The following is a 22,653-nucleotide window of genomic DNA, read 5'->3' as shown; positions in this document are numbered from 1 at the left end:
TGGATCAAGGGGTCGAACCCGTGCACCAGCCACCTGAGACGTTTCCGGGCTTAACCAAGGCCGTTCTGCTGATCAGTGCTAGTGCGCGCGCATTCCCATCAAGGCCCGAGGCACATCGTGCGCCTCACATACAGGCCGAATACATGAATGCAACCATCCCCAAGACCTCAGAAGTGATTTTCCTCTTGCAAGGGTGGGGCGGACCATACAGGAAACGTGAGCGATGGAGCGCCGCTGTCATCCAGGCGGTGGTGGAGGCTCTGTCTCTTGTGGAGGATGTGCGTGAGCTCGTCGCCATCGACGCCAAGCCGATCCGCGGCTTTTTCGATGGACAGCCCCTCGCAGACGATGAGGCTCACCGCCGCCCAATACAGGGCGGCTTCGGTCCGTGTGTCGTGCTGGCGCTGCATGTTGCTGCCGGAGAGACGCATGGCAACAACATGGTGCAAGGGCAGGGGACTGGGAGAAACCGGCATTTGTACGCAAGCCGATTCGTGAGGGAGCGCGGTAAATCCCTACGCGCTCCGCGCTTACGAGATGTCGGCGCTCAACGCTCGACTTCGGCGAGGCGCTTGCCCACGAACTGCCAGTTGGCAATCTGCTCCACCACGGCTTTGACGAAGCCGGCGCGATTCTGCTGGTGGTCCAGGTAGTAGGCGTGCTCCCAAACGTCGCAGGTCCACAGCGCGTGACCGCTGGTGATCAGCGGGTTGTCGGCGTCGTGGGTGGTGGTGATCTCGAGCTTGCCGTCCTTCGCCACCAGCCAGGCCCAGCCGCTGCCGAACTGGCCGACGGCCGCTTCCACGAACTTGTCGCGGAAATTCTCGAACGAGCCGAACGAGGCTTCCAGGCGCTTCTTGATCGGCTCCGGCGGCGAGCTGCCGCCGTTGGGCGCCAGCGAGTTCCAGAAGAAATCGTGATTCCAGACCTGCGCGGCGTTGTTGAAGATCTTGCGCTCGGTGCCGGTCTTGTTGGCGGTGGCCTTGATGATGGACTCGAGGTCCTGCTTTTCGAACGGCGTGCCCGCGATGAATTCGTTCAGCTTGGTCACATAGGTCGCATGGTGCTTGCCGTGGTGATGATCCAGCGTACGCGCCGAGATCGTCGGGCCGAGAGAGTCTTTGGGGAACGGCAGGTTCATCAATTCGAACGCCATGGCGGGCTCCAGCTAGCGGGTAAAACGGGGGATAAAGGGGCCAACGTATCGTGGGCCGCGAAGTTCCCGGCAAAAACCGGGACCAAGAAGAATAACCGCAGTGGCGGGCGCTTGACCACCTGCGGGGCCGGCGCGGCTCGCCCGAGGCGCAGCATCGTTCTTGTGATCCGGTTCACATTCGGGGCGGCAATGGGACTCGCTCGTGCGCTACGAGGCAAGAGCGTCTATATTCCACGGTTTCCGTAGCACTGGCCACGAATCAACAGAGGGTCCATAGAGAAGCCCGCGAGCCGGCACGGAGGCATTGGTTCAACGCGACGGGGTACGGCAGCAGCCCGCTAGGAAAGCGGTCGGCCGTGCACCGGGAGGATTTTGTTCGTGGGCAAAGCGACACAGATCGCGGCCATCTGCGCCTTTGGCGTGGTGGCGACAGTAGCGACAACAATGGCAGTGCAGGCGGCCGAGGAAGCTCCAGCAAGCAGCTTCGTCACGCTCAAGCTGGAAGGCGCATGCGATGAGCAGAACACGCGCCTGTGGCTGGTCAATTCCCACACGTTCAAGACGATCGCCACCACCGTGCGCTGGCGCGCTGCGGGCGGCAAGGATTTGAGCGAGCAGTTCTTCCCCGCGCCCAATTCGATCCGCGAGATCGGCTGCGCCGCTGAAGCAGAGATTCTGGACGCCCAGTACGCCGCCTTCTGAGGCTCAGAAGCCGTGCAGCGTGGCGAATTCGCCCAGCGTCGCGCGCTCGGTGCGTAGCGAGTTGATCGGCGCGCTCTCGTCCATGTAGCCGAGCGCCATGCCGCTGAAGAGCATGACGTTCGGCGGCAGCTCCAAAAAGTCCGCGATGGTCCTGTGCCAGATCGCCCAGGCTTCCTGAGCGCAGGTGTGCAGGCCGTGCTCGCGTGCGAGCAGCATGACGGTTTGCATGAACATGCCGAGGTCTGCCCACTGATCCTGGCCCATGCTCCGGTCGATGCAGAAGAACAATCCGACCGGCGCGCCAAAGAACTCATAATTACGCGCGAATTGCTGCAAACGGGCGGGCTTGTTTTCGCGAGGCAGAACGATCGTGGCATACAGGTCTTCACCGCACTTGAAGCGGCGGGCACGATACGGTTCGCGCAACTCCGGCGGGTAGATGTCGTACTCCGTGCCTTCGCCGGTCGGTAGCATCGACAGCTTGCCTCGGATCAGTGCCAGGAATTGCGCGAGCGTCGGCCCGGTCAGCGCGTGCACCAGCCAAGGCTGTAAATTTCCGCCCGACGGCGTGCGCCTGGCGCTTTCCAGAATGGCGATCAGCGTCTGTTTCGGGACCGGCGTGTCGAGAAAGGCGCGGCAGCTGATGCGGCTGTCGACTGCGCGGGTGACATTCATTTGGATGACGGAGTAGCGAGTGCTCGATTCTGCTCAAGATAGCATCACCATGCCGGACGGCGGGTCACTGGTGTTTCGCACGTTTCGCCCCATCGGATCCCCGCGCGCGGCGGTGATCGTTCCATCCGCGATGGGTGTCGCGCAGAAGTTCTATACCCAGTTCGCCGAGTGGCTGGCGGGGCAGGGCTACCAGGTCGTCACATTCGATTACCGTGGCGTCGGCTTCTCTGCACCTCCTTCGTTGCGCGGATATGCAGTAAACATTTTCGATTGGGCGCGGCAGGACTGCGCCGCCATCATCGACATGGTGAAAGCGCAGTTGCCCGATGTGCCCTTGTATTGGATCGGTCACAGCCTCGGCGGACAGCTGCTCGGTCTCATTCCCAATCGCGATCGCATCGATCGCGTGATCACCGTCGCTACCGGCACGGGCTATTGGCTGGAGAACACCTGGCGCACCAAGTCGGTGGTGTGGTGGCTGTGGTTCGTGATCGTGCCGCTCGCGTTGCGCACGGCCGGCTACTTTCCCGGCAAACGTTTGCGCAAGGTCGGCGACTTGCCGTTCGGCGTGATGCACCAGTGGCGTCGCTGGTGTCTCAATCGCGAATACGTCGTCGGCGCCGAAGGCGATCAGGTGCGCGCCGCCTACGCTTCGGTGCGCACGCCCATGCTCTCATTGTCATTCACCGATGACGAGATGATGTCCGCCAAAGGCATCAAGTCGCTGCACGGCTTGTATGTCAATGCCCCCGTCGAATACCGACGCATCGCGCCCCGCGAAATCGGCGCCCGCCACATCGGCCACTTCGGCTTCTTCCGCCCGCAATTCGCACAAACGTTATGGCCGCTCGTGCCTCAGTGGCTGAGCGTGCGTTGATTCGAATTGAGGTTCGGCTGCGGAGAAAAAAATAGCGTGCGCGAAGCTCATCACATCGCGCACGCCTGCATCCGAGATGGCTCAGGGGGATAATTGACCATCGTCGTTAGCACGTTGAAACCGAAGAGACTCGCGTCCTGAGACGCTCGGTTTCATTAATGCAGGAGCCGTGCCAGGTCCCTGGACGGCTAGGAATGGCGGGAAATCAGGGGTTCTGTGGGTGGTGACGGGCCCGTGATGCACTCGTGGTGTGCATGGGAGCGCAACCATGCGCCTAAATGGGTGCTCGGGGCGGGAGTTGTCATCGAACCGTCAAAGAATGCCCTCGCGCTGCGGCCCATCTGGGTAGCTGATTCCCCAGTGCGCGTTTCCGCGGAAACGTTACAGGCGGCATTTCTTCGATGAATCCGCCTACTCATCCAAGTTGGCGGTGAATCCGATTGGCCGCTTCTTCGGCTCGGGTGTGTGCATGAGTTCGCGAATCGCTCTGAGAATTCCGACGATGGCCTGGTCGTGTGAGTCGACCTTGCGCTCCAGCTCGGCGAGCTTCTGAGCGAACTCCTTATTGGAGGCGAGCAGTTCTCGCATGCGGACGAAGGCGCGCATGATCTCGATGTTGACTGCGATTGCGTCGGGGCTCTTGAGGACGCTAGATAACATAGCAACGCCTTGTTCGGTGAAAGCATAGGGTGCATATCGCCGGCCGCCACGGCCCTGGTTTGAGATCACAAGCTGTGATCTCAAAGCCGCCCATTCGCTGCCGGAAAGCTGAAACATGAAATCCTCCGGGAAGCGTTCACGGTTGCGCTTGACGGCTTGAACGAGTGCGCCGGTGGGAACGGCGTAGAGCGCCGCCAGGCTCGCATCGAGTAGTACGCGATGGCCACGCAGGATGAAAATCGATTGCGAAATGCCATCAATAGGCATGCCGGCAGTTACTAGGTCCCTTGGCATATTCCTGCTCCTTTGCGCGCTGGCTCCGTGCCCCGGTGTGCGACGCCGACATGAGCAGCGTCGCCTACCGTATCGGCGTTGATGAGAGTATTGCTGATGTTTCAGCGGCTGCCGCTCAGGTTTAGACTTGCATTAGTAGACTTCCGCATCGGACACGCAGGTGCGGGTCTGGTGGAATCGTGCGCGTGTATGGTGTCGCAGTCGTCGACGCGGCGACCGCCGCGTGCTCCGTTGCGCATAAGGGGCCGCGCGGTCACGCCGAAGCGAAAGCAACGCGGACATGATTGGCTGTTCGCGTTAGCCCAACAGCTTCTCCAACTGCCCCGCCGGATCGTTCAAGAATCGCTTGGCTACGATGTAATGCTCCGTCTCCCGATACTCGATGCGCGACAGGCCAGAGGTGCTGATCTGGTAGAGCCACGCGTTCGGGTACGCCATCAGGATCGGCGAATGGGTGGCGATGATGAATTGTGAGCGGGATTCCACGAGTTGGTGCATGCGGGTGAGCATGGCGAGTTGGCGGGTGGGGGAGAGGGCAGCTTCGGGTTCGTCGAGGATGTAGAGGCCGTGGCCGAAGAGCCGGTTGAGCAGCAGGGCGAAGAAGGATTCGCCATGAGATTGCTCGTGCAGCGAGCGGCCGCCGTAGGAATTGATGATGGGCGGGCCGCCCGGCTCGGCGTCCATGCGTTCGATGTCGGTGGCGACGTTGAAGAAACTTTCCGCGCGCAGGAAGTAGCCGTCCTTAGGGCGGCGGATGCCTTTGACGAGGGTCAGGCTTTGGTGCAGGACTGAGTGAGAGGCACGGGTCTGGAAGTTGAAGTTCTTGCTGCCGCCTTCCGGGTTGAAGCCCCAGGCGACGGCGATGGCTTCGAGCAGCGTGGATTTGCCGCTGCCGTTTTCGCCGACAATGAATGTGACGGCGGGGTGCAGGGGCAGGGATTGCATGTTGCGGACCGCGGCCAGGGAGAAGGGATAGCGATCGAAGGAGGCAACGCGCTCGCGACGCAGTTTGATCTCGCGGATGTATTGTTCGCTGAGGGCTGACATGATGTTCGTATCATCCGGTGCGCCGTTCGATTGCGTCAACCGACGCGGCATAATCCAAAAAGACCAGCTCAGTAAACTGAACGCAGCGTCACCGGCAACCCAGGTTTCGCGCGGGATGCGCGCAGGCCTGATGAGGTTGGGCGCAATCGCGGTTGCGATTGATGGTGACGAGAAGGTAAAGAGGTTGCGACAGGGAGCGGAGTGAGGGACGCCCGTGATTTCGAGCGACAAACTGCAGGCAGGGGAGCGTTACTACTTCGTGAGCTACGAGGATCGCGATGCGAGTGTGCCGGTCGTCGAAACGTTGCGCTTCAAGAACAAGACGCAGGGGAGCGATCTGCGCGCGCCGTCATTTGTGTTCGAGCGACTCGGGCATGGGGAGCAGCGGCAGTGCCAGCTGTCAGAGAACCTTCTGAACAAAGTGTTCGAGTTCGAGACATTGGTGGCCGAGTTTGCAGCACGTGCCGGCGCGCGGCGGGTGGGCACGCCCTACGAGCCCCGATACTGCGACGACTGAGTTCCTGCATAGCTCGGACGGACTCAGCGGCAGACGTTGTGTCATGCCGTGTATCATGCCCCACATGTCAGATCCGATTCAGATGATCAGTGCGCTGTTGAATGAAATCGCGGGGCGGGCGGATGTCGAAGGCAGTGTGGAGTGGTATCTCCGTAGCAACTTGATCGACTACAAGCGCGTGCTGTTGAGAAGAACGTCCAGCGAGGAGATCGAGTTCGCGACAGGAGCGCTCATGCGCTTCTGCGCGGAGCATTTGGATGCGAGCGCGCCGCTGTATCAAGACTGTGCGGAAGTCGCGGAGGAAGGGGCAAAGATGGCGGCGCAACTCAAGGCGGCGCATCCCTAAATCCCAGCCCAGTTGATACGCACGCACCGGCTCGCGCCCCGCCGGGCCGAGGCGAGGTCGAGATCACATCGCAGCATCGATGGCGTAAATATCAGTAGCGACATCGACGGAAGCTCCAGTCCGCGAGTCGTTGTCGACCGAACCGCAGCGCGTTGATTCTCGCGGCGAGTCATCTCAGGCAAATCGCTACGGCCTAAATCGCGGCAATACTGGCATACTGAGGCGTTCCGAGCGCGGAGCAGAGGAAGCGAGCTCATGATGTCTGGTCAGGCGTGGATGGTGCGTGTGTGTTGGGCCTTGTGCTGGCTGCTGCCGTTTTCCGCTGCGCATGCAGATGAATCAACAACGGAGCTCGAGTATCAAACCGAAAGCAACATCGCCTATTACGACGCCGCCGCGTTGTCGCGTGCCGACGCTTACAAGAAAGAGCAAACCAAGCTCGACGTGTATTATCCGAAAGGCGCCAAGGACTATGCCACCGTCGTGTGGTTTCATGGCGGCGGCCTGACCGGCGGCGCTCGCTATTTCCCCAATCTCAAGGAACAGGGCATCGCACTGGTCGCGGTCAGCTATCGGCTGTCACCCAAGGCGCAGTCGCCGGCGTTTCTGGAAGACAGCGCGGCCGCCGTGGCCTGGGTCATAACAAACATCGCCCGCTATGGCGGCGATCCAAACAAGGTGTTCGTTGGCGGACATTCGGCCGGCGCCTACCTGTCATCCATGATCGCCATGGACCCCAAGTGGCTCGGCGCGCACAGGCTGTCGAATCGATCGCTGGCGGGCGTCATCGCTATCAGCGGCCAGATGACCACGCACTTCACAGTCAAACAACTGCGCGGCGACAAAGGGCCGCCGCTGCGCCCTGTCATCGACGAATACGCACCCTTGCATCATGCGAGCAAGGATCTTCCGCCCATCTGTCTCATCGTCGGCGGTCGCGACATCGAGTGGAAATCGCGCGTAGAGGAGAACGAGTTGATGGCGGTCACGTTGCGCAACCTGGGCCACCCACTCGTCGAGTTCTACGAGATGGAAGGTCTCAACCACGGTACGGTGGAGCAGGGCGCCATGATCATCGCCAAGGAGTTCGTACAGCGCGTCCTGGCAGCCGGGCGCGCGGGCGCAGCGAGCTCAGCTACGAGCGCCGCAAGGTGAAGTAGCCTCCAAAAGCACGTCGATCGTCGCGTCCACCACGCGTGGTCGACGATCTAGCGCATACAAACCATACTGAACGACGAGAGGGTCGGGCACGCCATCGGTGGTCGTCAGCGTCCGCATGGTTCCCGAGCGGACCAATTCGGGCGGGAGCAAGCCGATGCCCAGCGAGTTCTCGATGGCTGCCTGCATGCCCATCACGCTCTGGCTGCTGAATGTGACTCGATATTCGCGACCGATCGCGGTGAGCGCTTCCATGGCTCGTCGACGCCATTGGCACGGGGCGGCGAAGACCACGAGAGCGAGCGGTTGCGTTTCATCCGGGACGTAGTCGGCTGCGCTCGCCCATTGCAGCTCGACGTTCCAAGTGACCATGGCATCGACCGACGCCGACGCAGTCGGCGCGATCATGATGTCCATCTCGTTCTCATCCCACATGCGACCCAACGAAGTGCTGTGCTCGACCACCACGTCCAGCTGAATGTCAGGAAAGGCGCGGTGCAGACGACCGAGCGCTGCCGGCAGCGCCGTGTTGGCGATTTCCTCGGCGAGACCGATGCGCACAGTGCCGCTGACTTCGGCGGCCCGCAGCCGCGCCCAGGCTTCATCGCCGAGCGCCAGCATGCGAGTGGCGTATCCCAGAAAGATCTCGCCTTCGGGCGTGGGCACCACGCCGCGACCGGTGCGCTGAAACAGGTGCCGTTCGAGCAGGCTCTCGAGCCGGCGCATTTGCATGCTGAGAGCCGATTGCGTGCGCCCGGTCTGCTCGGCGACGCGACTCAGGCTGCCCTGCCGACAAACCGCGACGTAGGTGCGAAGAAGGTCCAGGCCGATCTGCTCGGATATCATGTTCGTTGAACTCAGATGTTGCTGATATCAGCCTACGCGAAGGACTCGGGGGCCGCTATCTTCGTTTCCTCTGTAACCGGGAAACACTTTAGTGAAAGCGATCCGAGTGCATCGTCATGGCGGCCCCGAAGTGCTCACCTATGAGGACGTCGAAGTCGGCGCGCCCGGGCCGGGCCAGGTTCGGGTACGTAACCGGGCGATCGGGCTGAATTTTGTGGACGTGTATTTCCGGACCGGCTTCTATGTGCCGCCCGGGCTGCCGTTCATTCCGGGCAACGAAGGCGCGGGTGAAGTGGTCGCGGTCGGCGAAGGCGTCGGCGACTTCAGGGTTGGCGACCGCGTCGCCTACGTGGATCCGCTCGGCTCGTATGCCGAAGAGCGGCTCGTATCGGCGCATCTGCTCGTGCGATTACCCGACCCCATTGATTACGAGACTGCCGCGGCGATGATGCTGAAGGGACTGACGGCGCAGTATCTGTTGCGTCGTACGTTCCGCGTCGAGCGAGGGCAGACCATTCTCATGCATGCGGCCGCCGGCGGCATGGGCTTGATCCTTACTCAATGGGCGAAGCATCTCGGCGCGACTGTCATCGGCACCGTCGGCTCGGCCGAGAAGGCGGAGCTCGCGCGCCAGCACGGAAGCGACTACGTGATCGACTATCGCAAAGAGGACTTCGTTGCCCGCGTCAAAGAGATCACGAACGGCGCAGGCGTCCATGTCGTGTACGACGGTGTTGGCAAAGACACCTTTCCCGGCTCGCTCGATTGCTTGCGGCCCTTCGGATACTTTGTCGCCTTCGGATCCGCATCCGGCCCGATCGAGCCGTTCGACATCACGCTGCTGATGGAAAAGGGCTCGGTGTTCGCGACCTGGCAGCTGCTCTACACGCACCTTGCCAAGCGTGAAGACGTTCTGGCCATGAGCGAGGAGCTGTTCAGTGTCGTGGCCAGCGGCGCGGTGAAGATTCCGATCCACGCGCATGCCGCTCGCCGACGCAGCCGAAGCGCATCGCCGACTCGAATCGAGGCAGACCACTGGCGCAACCGTGCTGCTGCCGTAATCGGCCCGCACAATCTCTGGAGTGAATCATGACTGCAACCATGCACGCCATGGTGCTGACGCGCTTCGGCGGTCCCGACGCCTTCGAACTCAAGGAGGTTGCGCGGCCCGCGCCGGGACCGCGCCAGGTGCTGGCAAGGGTGATGGCGACCGCCATCAATCCTCTCGACTATCAGATCCGACGCGGCGACTACGGTGCGCTGGTCCAACTCCCGACGATCATTGGGCACGATGTTTCAGGCGTGGTTGAGCAGGTCGGCGCGTCAGTCACGGAGTTCGCCGCAGGCGACGAGGTTTACTACACGCCTAAGATCTTTGGCGGCGCAGGCTCGTATGCGCAATGGCACGTGGCGGATGTCGACCTCGTGAGTCGCAAGCCGAAGAACCTCAGCCACATCGAGGCTGCCAGCCTCACGCTGGTGGGCGGTACGCTGATGGAAGGGCTCCTCACACGTGCGCAGCTGAAGTTGGGCGAAAGCATTCTGGTGCACGGTGCAGCCGGTGGGGTCGGGACGATCGCCGTCCAAATAGCGAAAGCATGTGGCGCTTGGGTGATCGCGACTGCCCGTGGGCGAGATCGTGAGTTCGTTGCCGGGCTGGGCGCCGATGAGATTATCGATTTCGAAACCGAGAGTTATATCGAGCGTGTCGGCAAGCTGACCGAAGGTCGCGGCGTGGACGTGGTGCTCGATACGCTCGGCCGCGACACGCTATCGCGCAGCCCGCAGGTGCTCGCGGACTCAGGACGGGTCGTGACGCTGGTGGACACCCCCGAGCCTCAGAACCTGCTCGACGCGTGGGGACGCAACGCGACCTATCACTTCGTTTTCACTCGCCAATATTCAGGCAAGCTCGACACGCTCAGGACGCTGGTGGAGCGGGGCCGCGTTCGACCCGTCGTCGGGCGCACGTTCAAACTGCAGGAAATCGCCGAAGCGCATCGCGCGCTGGAAACAAAAACCAAAGATGCGCCGATCCGCGGCAAGATCGCCATCGAGGTGGAACACTAGCTAACGCGGCCTGGTGTTCTCCAATGCTTCGATAGTTTTAGGCCAATCGTCCTTCAGCAGCCGTGACAACGCGCGGTCGGCGAGCAGCTTGCCGCCGGTCTGGCATCGAGGGCAGTAATTCGTTTCGTTCTCGGCGTAACGAATGCGCTGCACGGAGGTGCCGCAGACCGGGCATGGTTCGCCGTACTTGCCGTGTACCGCCATTTCTTTGCGAAAGGCGGTGACTTTTTCAGGGAAGCCGCGGGCAGCTTCGACGCGCAGGCGTTCGATCCATTCGGTGAGCACCTGTTGAACGGCGTCATACAGCCGGGCCCATTGGTCATCGTCGAGCTGTTTGGTTTGAATCATGGGCGACAGGCGCGCCCGATGCAGGATCTCATCGGAGTACGCGTTGCCAATGCCGCTCAGAATAGTTGGGTCGGTGAGCGCCCGCTTGAGTGTGTGGTTGCGCTCGCTCATGCGTGCACGAAACGACTGAGGATCGACGCCGAGCACTTCGAGCCCGCCGCGATCGTGCTCTTCAAGTTGCGCTTCACCCGCCACGACGTGCAGCGAGGCCCGACGTTTCGTGCCTGCTTCGGTCAGCGTCAGGATGCCGTTGTCGAAATCCAGTTGCAGCAGTGCGCCGCGAATGCGGCCACGTTGTTCGTGCAGGAACCAGTGCAGTCGCCCGGCGATCATCAGGTGCAGCACCAGCCAGACGTCGTGATCGAAGCCCAGAGCGATCCGTTTGCCGATGCGGCGCAGGCGGGTCACGACGTGCCCCTCGCAACTCTGGATGGGCGGCTCGGCGGTACGTAGCAGGAACGGATTCTTCAACAGAATCCGTTCCTGCCGATGCCCGACGATGCGGGCTTCGAGCGACTCGATATAGACGGCTACGTCAGGCAGTTCTGGCATGACAGCCCAACGGCCAGAACCGCATCAGAGTTCGCGCAATCCGGTCGTGATCGGCAACTTCGCAGCGCGCAGGCTGGGAAGCAGACCGCCGATCAATCCCAGAACCAGCGCCCAAATCAGGCCTTGGAGCAGCAACTGCGGCGTGACCGTGAACGCGAACGTGAGCTGACTGAAGGTCGCGAAGTTCATGGTCGAGGCGCGCATGCCATTGAAGGCGAAGTACGACACGATCATGCCGAGCAGGCCACCGATCAAGCCGATCAGCATCGCTTCCGCCAGCACAGAGGTGATCACGGGCGCCGAGCCAAAGCCGAGCGCTCGCAGGGTCGCGATCTCGCGCATACGCGAAGAAACCGCCGAGTACATGGTGTTCAGCGCCGCGAAGATCGCGCCGAGGCCCATGAGCACAGCAATCGATGTTCCCAGCGTATTCACCAGCGTCGTGAGGATACGCGACTGCTCTTCGTAGTATTGCTTCTCGCTGAACACCCGCACGTTGAGACGAGGATCGCTGGTCAACTCGTCTTTGAACGCCTGCATGGCGCTCGCGCTGGTGAGCTTCACGCGCATGGACTGATACGAGCTGCCACGGTTGTAAGCACCTTGCAGCACCGTTGCATCGGTCCAGACTTCGGATTCAGCCACGCTGCCGCGGTCCTCGAAGATACCGACGACCGTCCAGTTCGTAGTGCCCGCTCGAAATTGATCGCCGACTTTCAGATCGGCGAACTGCATGCTCGCCCCCTTGCCGACCACCACTTCGAACGTGCCGGGCGTGAAGTTCCTGCCCTCGACGATCTTGAAATTGCCGCGCAGCTTGGTGGCCTGCTGGCCGACGCCGCGCAAAGGAACATTGGCGGCCGTGCCGGTGGTGAGCAACGGGCGATCGACGATGACGTACAGCTCGGGTGAAACCACCGGGCCTTGTTCGTCGCGCAGCGCATGCGGAGAGTCGGCGATGACTCGCGTCTGATCCTGCGACAGGCCGCTGCCCATCTCGTCCGTCGCGCCGTTACGAAGCACGATGGCGACTTGATCGGAGCCGGAGATTTCCAGCACCGCGCGGAACCCCTCGGCGATGGACAAGACGCCGATGAGCACGGTCACCACGCCGGCGATGCCAATCAACGCCACGATGGAGGACGCCGCCCGCTGCGACATGTTGCGCACGTTCATGGCGGTGATGGCGCCGATCTGAGCCAAAGAATTGTTCGACATGATGTTTGCTCCCTGGCTCAGGTCTTACGCAAGGCATCGACGATCTTCAGTCGTCCTGCCTGCGCGCAAGGCAACGCTGCGGCCAGGCTGCCGAGCACCACGATCAATACGGCGCCGATGCCCCAGGTCGCGGCAGGCATGCCGAGCACTGGGAAGAACTGCGCGACCGCGGCGCTGAGGCCTTTGCTCACCAGCGCCGCGAGTCCGAGACCGATCAAGCCGCCGATGGCAGTCACCAGGATGGCTTCCGCGAGCACCAGGGAAGTCACTCCCCGGCCTGAGAAACCCAGTGTTTTCATCACGCCGATTTCGTTGATGCGCTCTCGAATCGACTGCCCCATGGTGTTGGCCGTCACCAGCAGCATGGTGAAGAACACCGCCGCGGCCACCATGGTGAGCAGCTTGCCGATGTTGCCCATCTGATTGGCGAAGCCCTGGATAAAGGCCTTCTCGGTCGAGGTCTTGGTCTCGGTGGAGGAGTTGACGAACAGTGCATCAATATTGCGGGCGATCTCCGCCGAGCGGTCCGGGTCGCTCACTTTCACCACCACCCAACCGATCATGTCTCGAATCTCGGCGCGCGACTCGTTGAGATATTCGTAGTGCATGTAGATGCTCTGGTTGTCGCCGTTGCTGGCCTCGTAGATGCCGGCGATCTTGAGCGGCCAGACGTTGCCGCCGTCGTCCTTGCGGGTCCAGATGTTGGAGCGCATCGGAATGGTGTCGCCCACCTTCCACTGGAAGCGCTCGGCGACCAGCTTGCCCACGATGGCGCTGCTGCGATCCTGCAGAAACGCCTGTTTCTGTTCGGGCGGCAGCTGATATTCGCTGTACACCTCGAAGAAGGTCGGCGCTTCGATGGCGAAGGTCGCCAGTTGATTGCGATCTTCCTGGTACATGCCGCCGAACCAGTCCTGCGAGGACGCCACCAGCACGCCATCGACGCCCTTGACGCGATTCAGATACGCCAGCGGCAGCGATTGAATGAACGACGTCTTGTGCATGGTGATCAGCCGATCGAGGCCGGCGAGCTCTGGGCTGCCGGTGAGCGCGACGCGCAGCGTCTGCATCAAGCCGAACAACAGGAAGGCGACGACGATCGAGGCCAGAGTGAGGCTGGTGCGCAGGCGTTTGCGGCCCAGGTTGGCCCATAGCAGGGGAAGATATTTGAACATGAGCGCACCTATGCCGCGGCTTCGTGGCCCAGCTGACCCTTGTTCAGATGCAGGACGTGCTTGGCGCGAGCCGCGGCGTGCGGATCGTGCGTCACCATGATGATGGTCTTGCCCTGCTGCTGATTCAGAGCCTGCAGCAGATCCAGGATCTCATCGCCCGATTTGCGATCGAGGTCGCCGGTGGGTTCGTCACAAAGCAGTAGCGTCGGATCCGAAACGATGGCGCGCGCGATACCGACGCGCTGTTCCTGACCGCCCGACAACTCGCGCGGCTTGTGATGAGCGCGCTCGCTCAGGCCGACCAGCTTCAAGGCGGCGTTCGCCCGCTTCTTGCGTTCGGCAGCCGACAGCTTGGTGAGCAGCAAGGGCAGCTCGACGTTGCGCTCGGCCGTCAGCACCGGCAGCAAGTTATACATTTGGAACACGAAGCCGACGTGGTTGGCGCGCCAGCGACCGAGATCGCCATCGCTCATCGAATCGGTGCGCTGCCCGGCGATTTCGATGCTGCCGGCGGTGGGCCGGTCGATGCCGCCGATCAGGTTGAGCAGCGTGGACTTGCCGGAGCCCGATGGCCCCATCAACGCCAGAAAATCTCCTTTGGGAATGTCGAGGTCGAGCGCATGCAACACGTGCACTGTCTCCGAGCCTCGCTTGTAATCCTTGGCTACTCCGCGCAGTCGAACCAATGCTTCATCGGCCATGTGTCACTCCGCTTTGTTCTTGACCGGGGCGCCCTCGGCGAGCCCCTCGACCGGTTTCCCCACAAGGACGTCGCCGCCGGCGATTCCCGACAATATTTCCGTCTGTCCGTTACGTTCGCCGCCGGTGCGAACCGCGACCCGTTCCACCGAATCGTCGCGAATGCGCCAGACGAAGCGGGTGTCGCCGTCTCTCATGATCGCTTCGCTCGGCACTCGCACCGCTGGGCGCGCCGCCGCGGTTTCAGTCTGACCGGCGCGATCGTCAAGGAAGCTCACCTTCACGCCCATGTCGGGCAGAATGCGAGGATCCAGCTCATCGAAACCGATGCGCACACGCACCGTCGCCTTCTGGCGATCGGCGGTGGGCACGATGTTGATGACGTGACAGGCGATGGTCCAATCCGGATACGCGTCGAGCACGGCTTCGGCTTTTTGTCCCGCCTTGACGCGATTGATGAAAGCCTCGTTCACGTCCACTTCAATTTCTCGCGAATCCATGTCAACGACTGTCGCGATTCCGGTGCGCGTGAAGCCGCCGCCGGCGGAAATAGGCGACACCATTTCGCCGGGCTGCGCGTCTTTGGAGACCACGACGCCGTTGAAAGGTGCACGCACCAGCAGATCGTCCAGATCCTGCTTGCGAACGTGGACGTTGCTCTCCGCGACTTTGACTTCGCTCTTCAACGCTTCCAAGCGCGCTTTCAGCGCGCCGACCTCGGCTTGCGCGGCATCGAGGGCCTGTTCACTGACGAGCTTGTCGGAGCGCAATTGTTGCGAGCGAAGCAAGTTGCGTTCAGCTTCCGCCAGCCGCACTTCGACTTCCTGCAGATTCTTTCTCGCCGCATCGAGCTGACGCTCGGCCAGCTGCAGCTGCGGCCGGGTGGTTTGTTCGTCGAGTCGGGCCAGCAGCTGACCTTCCTTGACCTCCATGCCTTCTTCGATCAGCACTTCGGCGACCTTGCCGGTGACCTTGGCCGACACGGTGGCCTGGCGTCGCGCCACGACGTAACCGGAGGCATTCAGCACCGCGCCTCCAGCGCTGCCGCCGCCGGAAGTGGCCACTGCAGTGACTGTTTCCACTTCGATGGCGTTATCGCGAAGCAAGGCGTATGCCGCCGCCACGACCGCCAGCAGCAGGACGGCAGCGATGAACCATTTGTAGACGCCGCCTTGGCCGCTGCTGCGAGGGGGTTCCGGGCTGCGCTCGATACGGAGGCTGTCGAGTGCGTTCTGATCGAATGACATGGAGCCTTCAGTCCTTTTAGCAACGGCGCGCGTAACGAACGACGGCGCAGTCATTGATATATGCGTGGAAAGCCGACGCCAGAGCCGGCAGGCCGCGGGATTCTAATCCCGCGGGGCCGCTGGAAGTAAGGCGCGCCGGTGAAAAGCCGCGCGGCGCCGGTGAGTTGCGGCGGAGACTTGGCTAGTATCCGCCGATGATCGCGATATTTGCGCTACAGGGCAGGCTTGACGTGGCCCTGACGATCGGACTCACCGGGCTGTGCGCCTCGTGTGACGAGGGCCGGCACATATGAAACGACGTACTTTATATATGTTGGGCGCCGTCGTGGTGGCGGCGATTGCGATCGGCGTGCTGGCCGGTCGGCCCGATCCGGTGAGCGTCGAAACTGCGACTGCGAGCCGTGGTCTCGTAGCCGAGACCGTGACCAACACAAGGGCCGGCACCATCAAAGCTTGTCAGCGCGCACGCCTCGCGCCGCCGTCCGGTGGGCAGATTGCGAAGCTGCCGGTAAAAAAAGGAGATCGCGTGCAGGCGGGCCAGGTGCTGCTCGAGCTGTGGAATGAGGACATCCGCGCCGAGCTGAGTCTGGCTGAACGCGACGCCGTGGCTTCACGTGCGCGGGCGGAGGAGGCTTGTGTGTCCGCGGCCGTGGCGAAGAAAGAATCGGAGCGACTGGCCGCTCTGGTCGATCGCAGTCTGGTGGCCATCGACACCGCCGATAAAGCCAAGGGCGAAGCAGACAGTCGCGCGGCAGCCTGTCGCGCGGCCACTCAAAACATCAAGGTTTCCGAGGCGCGTATCCAGCAGGCGAAGGCGTCGATGGAACGTACGCTGTTGCGAGCGCCTTTCGCCGGCATCGTTGCCGAGATCAATGGCGAGCTCGGCGAATTCGTCACGCCGTCGCCTGTCGGTATTCCGACACCGCCGGCGGTCGATGTCGTCGATACACGGTGTATCTATGTGACCGCTCCAATCGACGAAGTCGATGCGCCACGCATTCGCGAAGGAATGCCGGCCCGAGTCTCGCTCGACGCATTCCGCGACCGAACCTTTCCGGCGCGCGTGCGTCGAGTCGCGCCCTATGTGTTGGATGTGGAGAAACAGGCGCGCACCGTCGAGATCGAAGCAGAATTACAAGACATACAATCGGCGACCCTGCTGCCTGGCTACAGCGCGGATGTGGAAGTGATTCTGCAGGAACGACCCGACGCGCTGAGAATCCCCACACGCGCGCTCATCGACGGCAAGCGCGTGTTTATATATGACGCTGCTGAAGAGCGCGTGCTCGCTCGGGAGGTGCAGACCGGGCTGCGAAACTGGGAGTACGTCGAAATCACCAGCGGCTTGCAGGAGGGAGATCGGGTGGTCACTACCGTCGACCGTGAAGGATTGGCGGACGGCGCGCGCGCCGATGTTGTCCGCTCGGCATCTACTCCATGATCGAGCTGCGCGAGATTTGCCGGCGATTTCAGATGGGCGACCAGGAGGTTCGAGCGCTCGATTCGGTGACTGCACGCATCGAGTCCGGCGAATATGTGTCCATCATGGGGCCGTCGGGCTCGGGCAAATCCACTTTGTTGAATGTGCTCGGTTTGCTCGATCGACCCACGTCGGGCACTTATTTGCTGGATGGTCGTGAGACCACGTCGTTGAACGACGAGGAACTGGCGCATACGCGGGCGCGCAAGATCGGGTTCATCTTCCAGTCGTTTCATCTGATTCCGCGCCTGACGGCGTTCGAGAATGTGGAGTTGCCGTTAGTGCTGGCCGGCGTCGAGCCTCAAGTGCGGCGGCCGCGCGTACAGGAGTTGCTCGAAAGTCTGAGCCTGGAAGGTCGCGCTCGGCATCGTCCGAACGAGTTGTCCGGTGGGCAGCGACAGCGCGTCGCCATCGCCCGCGCGATGGTGATGCAGCCGGCGGTGCTGTTGGCAGACGAGCCCACTGGCAATCTCGATCATGTCTCGGGCGCGGAAGTGCTGGCGGCGATCGAGGGACTGAATGCCAAAGGGATCACGCTGCTGGTGGTCACGCACGATGCCGAAGTCGCGGGCCGCGCGCGTCGACATATAAGAATGAGGGACGGAAAAGTCGTGGAGGACATCAACGGTCATGCGTAGTCACAAGTGGCCATGCGTTTTCGCGATCTAGTTCAGCTGTCGCTCGATTCCGCGCTTCGCGCCCGCATGCGAAGCATCATGCTGTTGCTCGCCATGACGATCGGTGTCGCTGCCGTCATCGCACTCACGTCGCTGGGCGAGGGTGCGCGCCGATACGTGGCGGGTGAGTTTCAGTCATTGGGCACACGGCTTGTCGTGGTCATTCCGGGGCGTTCCGAGACGGGCGGCGTCGCGCCGGGCCTGCTCGCCGGCGAGACGCCGCGAGATCTCACATTGTCAGATGCGCTGGCTGTGCAGCGCCTTCCGGGCGTCGAGCGAGTCGCGCCTCTTGTCATCGGTTCCGCGCCGATCTCCGCTGGCGCACTGGAACGCGAAGCTCCCGTGATGGGATCGAGTGCCGATTTACTGCCCGTGCATGGCTTCCGCCTCGCCCGAGGTCAATTTCTCCCGCCCGGTGAGCTCAGTCGAGATACTGCTGTCGCCGTCATCGGCGACAACATCGCTCGCGAGCTATTCCCTGGCCGCGATGCCATCGGCAGAAATATTCGTATCGGGGATCGACGCTTCCGGGTCATCGGCATCCTGGGCGATCAGGGCCGCATGATCGGCATGGACTCGCAGGAGCTGGTGATCATTCCGGTCAGCGCCGCGCAGGCGCTATTCAACTCGGAGTCGCTGTTCCGCCTGCTCATCCAGGCGCGAACTCGCGACGATATGTATCGAGTGCGAGCGGCGACCATCGAAGCCATCAAACTGCGGCATCAAGGTGAAGAGGACGTCACCGTGATCACGCAAGACGCGTTGCTCGCCACCTTCGATCGCATCTTCACCGCCTTGACGCTCACGCTGGCGGGCATCGCCTCCATCAGTCTCGCGGTCGCAGGCGTGCTGATCATGAACGTGATGCTGGTGTCGGTGAGTCAACGCACCGGCGAAGTGGGCCTGCTCAAGGCGCTCGGCGCGACGCGGTTGCAAATCACCGCGTTGTTTCTAACCGAGGCCATCCTGCTGTCCGTTGCCGGTGCGGTGGCCGGGTTGCTGGTCGGCTTGGGCGTGGATTGGATCGTAGGGAAGATCTATCCGGCGCTGCCATTGAGTCCGCCAGTGTGGGCGGTGGTGCTGGCCATCGTGGTCGCGATTCTCAGCGGTGTGGTCTTCGGCTTGATGCCGGCGAGACGCGCCGCGCGGCTCGATCCAGTGGCAGCTTTGGCCGGGCGACGCTGATGCGCTTCGCCGATTTGGTACGACTGACGACGGGCTCGGTGCGAGCGCATCGCTTGCGTGCCGCGCTGACGGCGCTAGGAATCGGCATTGGCGTGACGGCGGTTGTCTTGCTCACCTCGATTGGCGAAGGCGTACATCGATTCGTCGTTTCCGAGTTCACGCAGTTCGGAACCAACATCATCAGTATCACTCCTGGCAAGACCCGGACCATGGGGGGTTCGATCGGCTCGCTTGGCAATGTACGGCCGCTCACCGTCGACGATGCGGAGGCACTGCGACGTGCACCGCATGTATTGACGACCAACGCGATGGTGCAAGGGAATGCCGAAGTGGAGGCGCTCGGACGCAAGCGGCGGACCACTGTTTATGGAGTGGGCTCGTCGTTCGCCGAAGCATTTCGTTTCGAAGTGGCGGTCGGTGAGTTTCTGCCGCCGGACGATCCGCGCGCGCCGCGCAGCCTTGCCGTGCTCGGCAGCAAGATGAATGAGGAGTTGTTTCGAGGCGAGAGCCCGCTGGGCAAAGCGATCCGCGTGGGCGGGCAGCGCTATCGAGTTGCGGGAGTGATGAAGCCGAAGGGCACCACGCTCGGATTCGATCTCGACGACACGGTTTATATCCCGACGGCGAAGTCGCTGGAGCTGTTCGACCGCGACAGTGTGTTCGAGATTCAGCTGCATCATGCGGCGGGCGTGTCCGTCGAGGAAGTAGTTGCTGGCGTACAGAGGATCATGATCGCGCGTCACGGCGATGAGGACTTCACGATCACGACTCAGCAGCAGATGCTGGATACGCTGGGGTCGGTGTTGAGTGTGCTGACGTTCGCGGTGGGGGCGCTGGGAAGCATTTCGTTGCTGGTCGGCGGGGTGGGGATATTCACCATCATGACCATCGGGGTCAGCGAGCGGACGGCGGAGATCGGGTTGCTGCGTGCGTTGGGGGCGCGGAAGGAGCAGGTGCTTCGCGTGTTTCTTTCCGAGGCGGTGGTGTTGTCGGCGCTCGGCGGTATCGCCGGCCTGCTCGCCGGGCTTGGCATCGCGGCCGCGTTGGATATCGCCGTGCCGGCGCTGCCGGTGAGTTATTCGCCGATGTTTATTATTGCGGCGGAGTCGCTTGCTGTGGCCGTTGGCTTGCTCGCGGGAATCTTGCCTGCGGTGCGAGCGGCGGGACTAGAACCCGTCGACGCGCTCAGAACGGATTGAAGAACCCTCACCCCTAGCCCCTATGCCGTTGGGAGAGGGGAACAAAAGTAGAAACAATGCGGCCGCGGGCTGCCGCCAGCGCCCGCCAGGATGAAGGCACCACATACGTCCAACCGGGCTAGATCGTCGCTCGCAAGCATGAACGAATAGGATATGTCCGGACTGGCCAGCGCCCGCCAGGGATGGAAGCAATACGATACGTTCGCTGGGTTAGGCCAGCGCCCGCCAGGGGTGGAAGCAATACGATACGTTCGCAGGATTAGGCCAGCGCCTGCCAGGGATGGAAGCAATACGATACGTTCGCTGGATTAGGCCAGCGCCCGCCAGGGACTGGAAGCAATACGATACGTTGGCTGGGTTAGGCCAGCGCCCGCTGCATCACCAGGAATTGTTCGGTGATCGGCATGGTGGGCATGGTGAAGAAGAACACCGCGCCGTTGCCGGGTTTGCCTTCGGCCCAGATGCGGCCGCCGTGGCGATCGATGATGCGGGCGACGGTGGCGAGGCCTACGCCGGTGCCCTCGAATTCGGCAGCGCCGTGCAGGCGTTGGAAAGGTTTGAACAGTTTCTGTTCGTGCGCCATGTCGAAGCCGGCGCCATTGTCGCGAACGAACAGGGTGGCCATGGAGCCGTGCTGCGTCTGGCCAACCTCGATGCGAGCGTTCTCGGTCCGCGAGGTGAACTTCCAGGCATTGGCGAGCAGGTTGATGAACAGATCGTTGATCAGCCGGCGGTCGCCATGCACCGTCATGCCGGGCTGAATCTCCACTTCGACGGCGCGCGACGGATCCTTCTGCCGCAGATCCTGAACGATGCTTTCCGCCAGCGCGCTCACATCGATGATCTCCCGATGCAAGGTGTGTCGCGAGATGCGCGACAGCACCAGCAACGCATCGATGAGCTCCGACATCTGTCTCACGCTGCCTTGAATGCGAGTGAGACGTCGCCGCTGCTCCTCCGTCGCATTGGACAGCGACAACTCGAGCAGGCCGGCCTGGCCCGCGATGGTCGTCAAAGGCGAACGTAGATCATGAGACACAGAGGCGGTGAACGCCTCGAGCTCTCGATTGGCGCGGGCGAGTTGCTCGTTGGCGTCGCGCAGCTGGCGCTGGCTCGGCACCGACAAGATCGCCGGCAGCGCACGCCACAGCAGGATGGCCGTCGGCACCGACGCGGCGGCGGTGATCACCTTGAGCACGCCTTCCAGCCAATAATCGGCGTGCCAGACATTCCACACGTCCATGACGTGGGTCAGCCCGGAAGCGACGATGAACACCCCGAAGCACATCAGCAGCCAGTTGAACGGCAGGTCGCGCCGGCGGCGGGCCACATGCCACAGCACCAAGGGAATCGCAAAGTACGCCATCGCGATCAGGATGTCGGCAATGACGTGCATCCACAGGATGCCCGGGCTCCACATATAGCAGTGTCCGTGTGGCAGGAATTGTTCGCCGCTAAACCAGGACCCGGTGTCGGGCATGCGTGCTCCTACATGTTAAGAAATTTGCGGCGCGACTGTCGCAAAAGCATGACCTGGTTCGTCTTCATTTCGACATTCAATGCGCAGCCCGGCCGGAGCCGGATCGATCCGGCAATTACGCAAGCCCTCGGACTGTGCGACCGGCTTTCGGCGCTTGCGAACTGGTACTTTACGCAGCCCGGTTTCGCTGTTCGGACGTTTAGAAAAACTGGCGAAATCTTACCATTGCATAGTCATGACAAGGCTCTGTATTCAATTTTCTAAACGAAGCAAGGATTGCGACCGGGCCCGCGCGGCACGCCGTAAGAGCATTGCAGGTATGAAACGGCCTGCACGGCATGCCAGAAAGTTATTACAAACTGTACCGGCTGGACGGTATATTCACCGTCCAGTCGGTACAGCGAGGTTGGGTACGATGGTCGAGTTGGCCGCCAACACAATCAGTCCGGCGCGCGAGCGGATCCTCGAGGCCGCCGAACGGGTTGTCGGTGAGGTCGGCGCAGCTCGCATGACGCTCGACGGCGTGGCGCAGGCGGCGGGTGTGAGCAAGGGTGGGCTGCTCTACCATTTTCCTTCCAAGGAATCGTTGCTGAGCGCGCTGGCCAAGCGCTATGTGGAAAGCATGGCCGACTGCGTGGAGCAGGCCAAGAACGCCACCGGCGAAACCGGCGACCGAGACTTGAAAGCCTGCATCCTGGGCATTCTCGAACAACAGCCGCGCGCCAAGATTGTCGGCATGGGCGCGGCGCTGTTCGCGGCGGCCGCCAACGATCTGACTCTGCTCGAAGTCATTCGGGAGCGGATCGCGCAGTACACCAAGCAGCTGGAAAGGAGCGATGTGGATTTCGCACGGGCCGCAGTGGTCACGCTGGCGATCGATGGACTGATAATGCGCGAGTCGCTGCGCATTTCGTGTTTCACCGAGGAGCAGCGTGAGCGCGTAGTTCAGCAGTTGTTGAAGATCGCCGATGAAGCCTATCGCTGAAGACGAGTCGCCGAGCAACAGCCTTGATTTGACCCGGTAAGCCGGACTCCCGTCCAGAAG

At 62.1% G+C, this 22,653-nt stretch carries 23 protein-coding genes and 1 pseudogene; 12 read left to right on the top strand and 12 right to left on the bottom strand.

Translation table 11 applies throughout. The features are described 5' to 3' along the window. Window positions 1-167: 167 nt before the first annotated feature. Together JM946_RS29360 and JM946_RS29355 are read right to left on the bottom strand one after the other, a co-directional pair. Window positions 168-431, bottom strand: coding sequence for a hypothetical protein (locus JM946_RS29360; RefSeq protein WP_203171027.1), 264 nt, complete (start codon window positions 429-431; stop codon window positions 168-170). A 116-nt stretch (window positions 432-547) separates the two neighbouring features. After that, complete coding sequence (locus JM946_RS29355; RefSeq protein ID WP_203171026.1) at window positions 548-1,156, bottom strand: superoxide dismutase; 609 nt, start codon at window positions 1,154-1,156, stop codon at window positions 548-550. 378 nt (window positions 1,157-1,534) lie between these two features. Here JM946_RS29355 and JM946_RS29350 point away from each other — a divergent pair, with 378 nt between their 5' ends. Further along, window positions 1,535-1,858 (top strand): hypothetical protein, encoded by a 324-nt coding sequence (locus JM946_RS29350; RefSeq protein ID WP_203171025.1) that lies wholly within the window; start codon window positions 1,535-1,537, stop codon window positions 1,856-1,858. Window positions 1,859-1,861: 3 nt separating this feature from the next. On the opposite strand, the gene JM946_RS29345 is transcribed toward JM946_RS29350, so the two are convergent. Next, window positions 1,862-2,533, bottom strand: coding sequence for a nitroreductase (locus JM946_RS29345; protein WP_203171024.1), 672 nt, complete (start codon window positions 2,531-2,533; stop codon window positions 1,862-1,864). Window positions 2,534-2,582: 49 nt separating this feature from the next. On the opposite strand from JM946_RS29345, the gene JM946_RS29340 reads away from it, so the two are divergent. Beyond that, window positions 2,583-3,410 carry an alpha/beta hydrolase family protein gene (locus JM946_RS29340; protein WP_269141154.1) on the top strand — a complete coding sequence of 276 codons (828 nt, stop codon included), beginning with the start codon at window positions 2,583-2,585 and terminating at the stop codon, window positions 3,408-3,410. A gap of 411 nt (window positions 3,411-3,821) precedes the next feature. On the opposite strand, the gene JM946_RS29335 is transcribed toward JM946_RS29340, so the two are convergent. Then, a complete protein-coding gene (locus JM946_RS29335) occupies window positions 3,822-4,337 on the bottom strand; it encodes an ORF6N domain-containing protein (RefSeq protein ID WP_230980084.1) in 516 nt (171 codons plus the stop codon). A 324-nt stretch (window positions 4,338-4,661) separates the two neighbouring features. Further along, complete coding sequence (locus tag JM946_RS29330) at window positions 4,662-5,411, bottom strand: AAA family ATPase (protein ID WP_203171021.1); 750 nt, start codon at window positions 5,409-5,411, stop codon at window positions 4,662-4,664. Between the two features lie 214 nt (window positions 5,412-5,625). On the opposite strand from JM946_RS29330, the gene JM946_RS29325 reads away from it, so the two are divergent. The 3 genes from JM946_RS29325 to JM946_RS29315 all read left to right on the top strand — a co-directional run bounded on the left by JM946_RS29325 (window position 5,626) and on the right by JM946_RS29315 (window position 7,429). Then, a complete protein-coding gene (locus tag JM946_RS29325; protein ID WP_203171020.1) occupies window positions 5,626-5,928 on the top strand; it encodes a hypothetical protein in 303 nt (100 codons plus the stop codon). Between the two features lie 64 nt (window positions 5,929-5,992). Then, on the top strand, window positions 5,993-6,274 hold the full coding sequence (locus tag JM946_RS29320) for a hypothetical protein (protein WP_203171019.1): 282 nt from the start codon (window positions 5,993-5,995) through the stop codon (window positions 6,272-6,274). A 255-nt stretch (window positions 6,275-6,529) separates the two neighbouring features. Beyond that, window positions 6,530-7,429 (top strand): alpha/beta hydrolase, encoded by a 900-nt coding sequence (locus tag JM946_RS29315; protein WP_203171018.1) that lies wholly within the window; start codon window positions 6,530-6,532, stop codon window positions 7,427-7,429. Here the strand turns inward: JM946_RS29315 and JM946_RS29310 are convergent. Then, the gene (locus JM946_RS29310) at window positions 7,406-8,278 is read right to left on the bottom strand and encodes a LysR substrate-binding domain-containing protein (RefSeq protein ID WP_203171017.1); all 873 of its coding nucleotides are present in this window, start codon (window positions 8,276-8,278) and stop codon (window positions 7,406-7,408) included. The genes JM946_RS29315 and JM946_RS29310 overlap by 24 nt on opposite strands. 91 nt (window positions 8,279-8,369) lie before the next feature. Here JM946_RS29310 and JM946_RS29305 point away from each other — a divergent pair. Next, window positions 8,370-9,339, top strand: a pseudogene (locus JM946_RS29305) (quinone oxidoreductase family protein). A gap of 28 nt (window positions 9,340-9,367) precedes the next feature. After that, window positions 9,368-10,348 carry a zinc-dependent alcohol dehydrogenase family protein gene (locus JM946_RS29300; RefSeq protein WP_203171016.1) on the top strand — a complete coding sequence of 327 codons (981 nt, stop codon included), beginning with the start codon at window positions 9,368-9,370 and terminating at the stop codon, window positions 10,346-10,348. Here JM946_RS29300 and JM946_RS29295 read toward each other — a convergent pair whose 3' ends face one another. From JM946_RS29295 to JM946_RS29275, 5 genes are read right to left on the bottom strand one after another with little or no spacing between them, the layout of a single operon-like run. Beyond that, entirely contained in the window at window positions 10,349-11,248 is a 900-nt protein-coding gene (locus JM946_RS29295) for an Fpg/Nei family DNA glycosylase (RefSeq protein WP_203171015.1), read from the bottom strand. 24 nt (window positions 11,249-11,272) lie between these two features. Beyond that, on the bottom strand, window positions 11,273-12,466 hold the full coding sequence (locus tag JM946_RS29290) for an ABC transporter permease (protein WP_203171014.1): 1,194 nt from the start codon (window positions 12,464-12,466) through the stop codon (window positions 11,273-11,275). A gap of 17 nt (window positions 12,467-12,483) precedes the next feature. Further along, window positions 12,484-13,641, bottom strand: a complete 1,158-nt coding sequence (locus JM946_RS29285) for an ABC transporter permease (protein ID WP_203171013.1) — start codon at window positions 13,639-13,641, stop codon at window positions 12,484-12,486. Between the two features lie 8 nt (window positions 13,642-13,649). Beyond that, window positions 13,650-14,342: an ABC transporter ATP-binding protein gene (locus JM946_RS29280; protein ID WP_203171012.1), complete on the bottom strand. Its 693-nt coding sequence runs from the start codon at window positions 14,340-14,342 to the stop codon at window positions 13,650-13,652. Between the two features lie 3 nt (window positions 14,343-14,345). Next, window positions 14,346-15,587, bottom strand: coding sequence for an efflux RND transporter periplasmic adaptor subunit (locus JM946_RS29275; RefSeq protein WP_203171011.1), 1,242 nt, complete (start codon window positions 15,585-15,587; stop codon window positions 14,346-14,348). A gap of 289 nt (window positions 15,588-15,876) precedes the next feature. On the opposite strand from JM946_RS29275, the gene JM946_RS29270 reads away from it, so the two are divergent. From JM946_RS29270 to JM946_RS29255, 4 genes are read left to right on the top strand one after another with little or no spacing between them, the layout of a single operon-like run. Beyond that, complete coding sequence (locus JM946_RS29270; protein WP_203171010.1) at window positions 15,877-17,028, top strand: efflux RND transporter periplasmic adaptor subunit; 1,152 nt, start codon at window positions 15,877-15,879, stop codon at window positions 17,026-17,028. Further along, window positions 17,025-17,705: an ABC transporter ATP-binding protein gene (locus tag JM946_RS29265; RefSeq protein ID WP_203171009.1), complete on the top strand. Its 681-nt coding sequence runs from the start codon at window positions 17,025-17,027 to the stop codon at window positions 17,703-17,705. The genes JM946_RS29270 and JM946_RS29265 overlap by 4 nt, the downstream gene beginning before the upstream one ends. Window positions 17,706-17,717: 12 nt before the next feature. Continuing rightward, complete coding sequence (locus JM946_RS29260; RefSeq protein ID WP_203171008.1) at window positions 17,718-18,929, top strand: ABC transporter permease; 1,212 nt, start codon at window positions 17,718-17,720, stop codon at window positions 18,927-18,929. Next, window positions 18,929-20,128 (top strand): ABC transporter permease, encoded by a 1,200-nt coding sequence (locus JM946_RS29255; protein ID WP_203171007.1) that lies wholly within the window; start codon window positions 18,929-18,931, stop codon window positions 20,126-20,128. Before JM946_RS29260 ends, JM946_RS29255 begins: the two co-directional genes overlap by 1 nt. A 358-nt stretch (window positions 20,129-20,486) precedes the next feature. Here the strand turns inward: JM946_RS29255 and JM946_RS29250 are convergent, their stop codons facing one another. Then, a complete protein-coding gene (locus JM946_RS29250; RefSeq protein ID WP_203171006.1) occupies window positions 20,487-21,608 on the bottom strand; it encodes a sensor histidine kinase in 1,122 nt (373 codons plus the stop codon). Window positions 21,609-21,687: 79 nt separating this feature from the next. Here JM946_RS29250 and JM946_RS29245 point away from each other — a divergent pair, with 79 nt between their 5' ends. After that, the gene (locus tag JM946_RS29245) at window positions 21,688-22,593 is read left to right on the top strand and encodes a TetR/AcrR family transcriptional regulator (RefSeq protein ID WP_203171005.1); all 906 of its coding nucleotides are present in this window, start codon (window positions 21,688-21,690) and stop codon (window positions 22,591-22,593) included. The last annotated feature ends 60 nt before the right edge of the window (window positions 22,594-22,653 follow it).

This window comes from Steroidobacter gossypii (assembly GCF_016801985.1).
In the GTDB taxonomy this organism is placed as follows: domain Bacteria; phylum Pseudomonadota; class Gammaproteobacteria; order Steroidobacterales; family Steroidobacteraceae; genus Steroidobacter; species Steroidobacter gossypii.
This window is presented reverse-complemented; position numbering and strand designations above follow the sequence as displayed.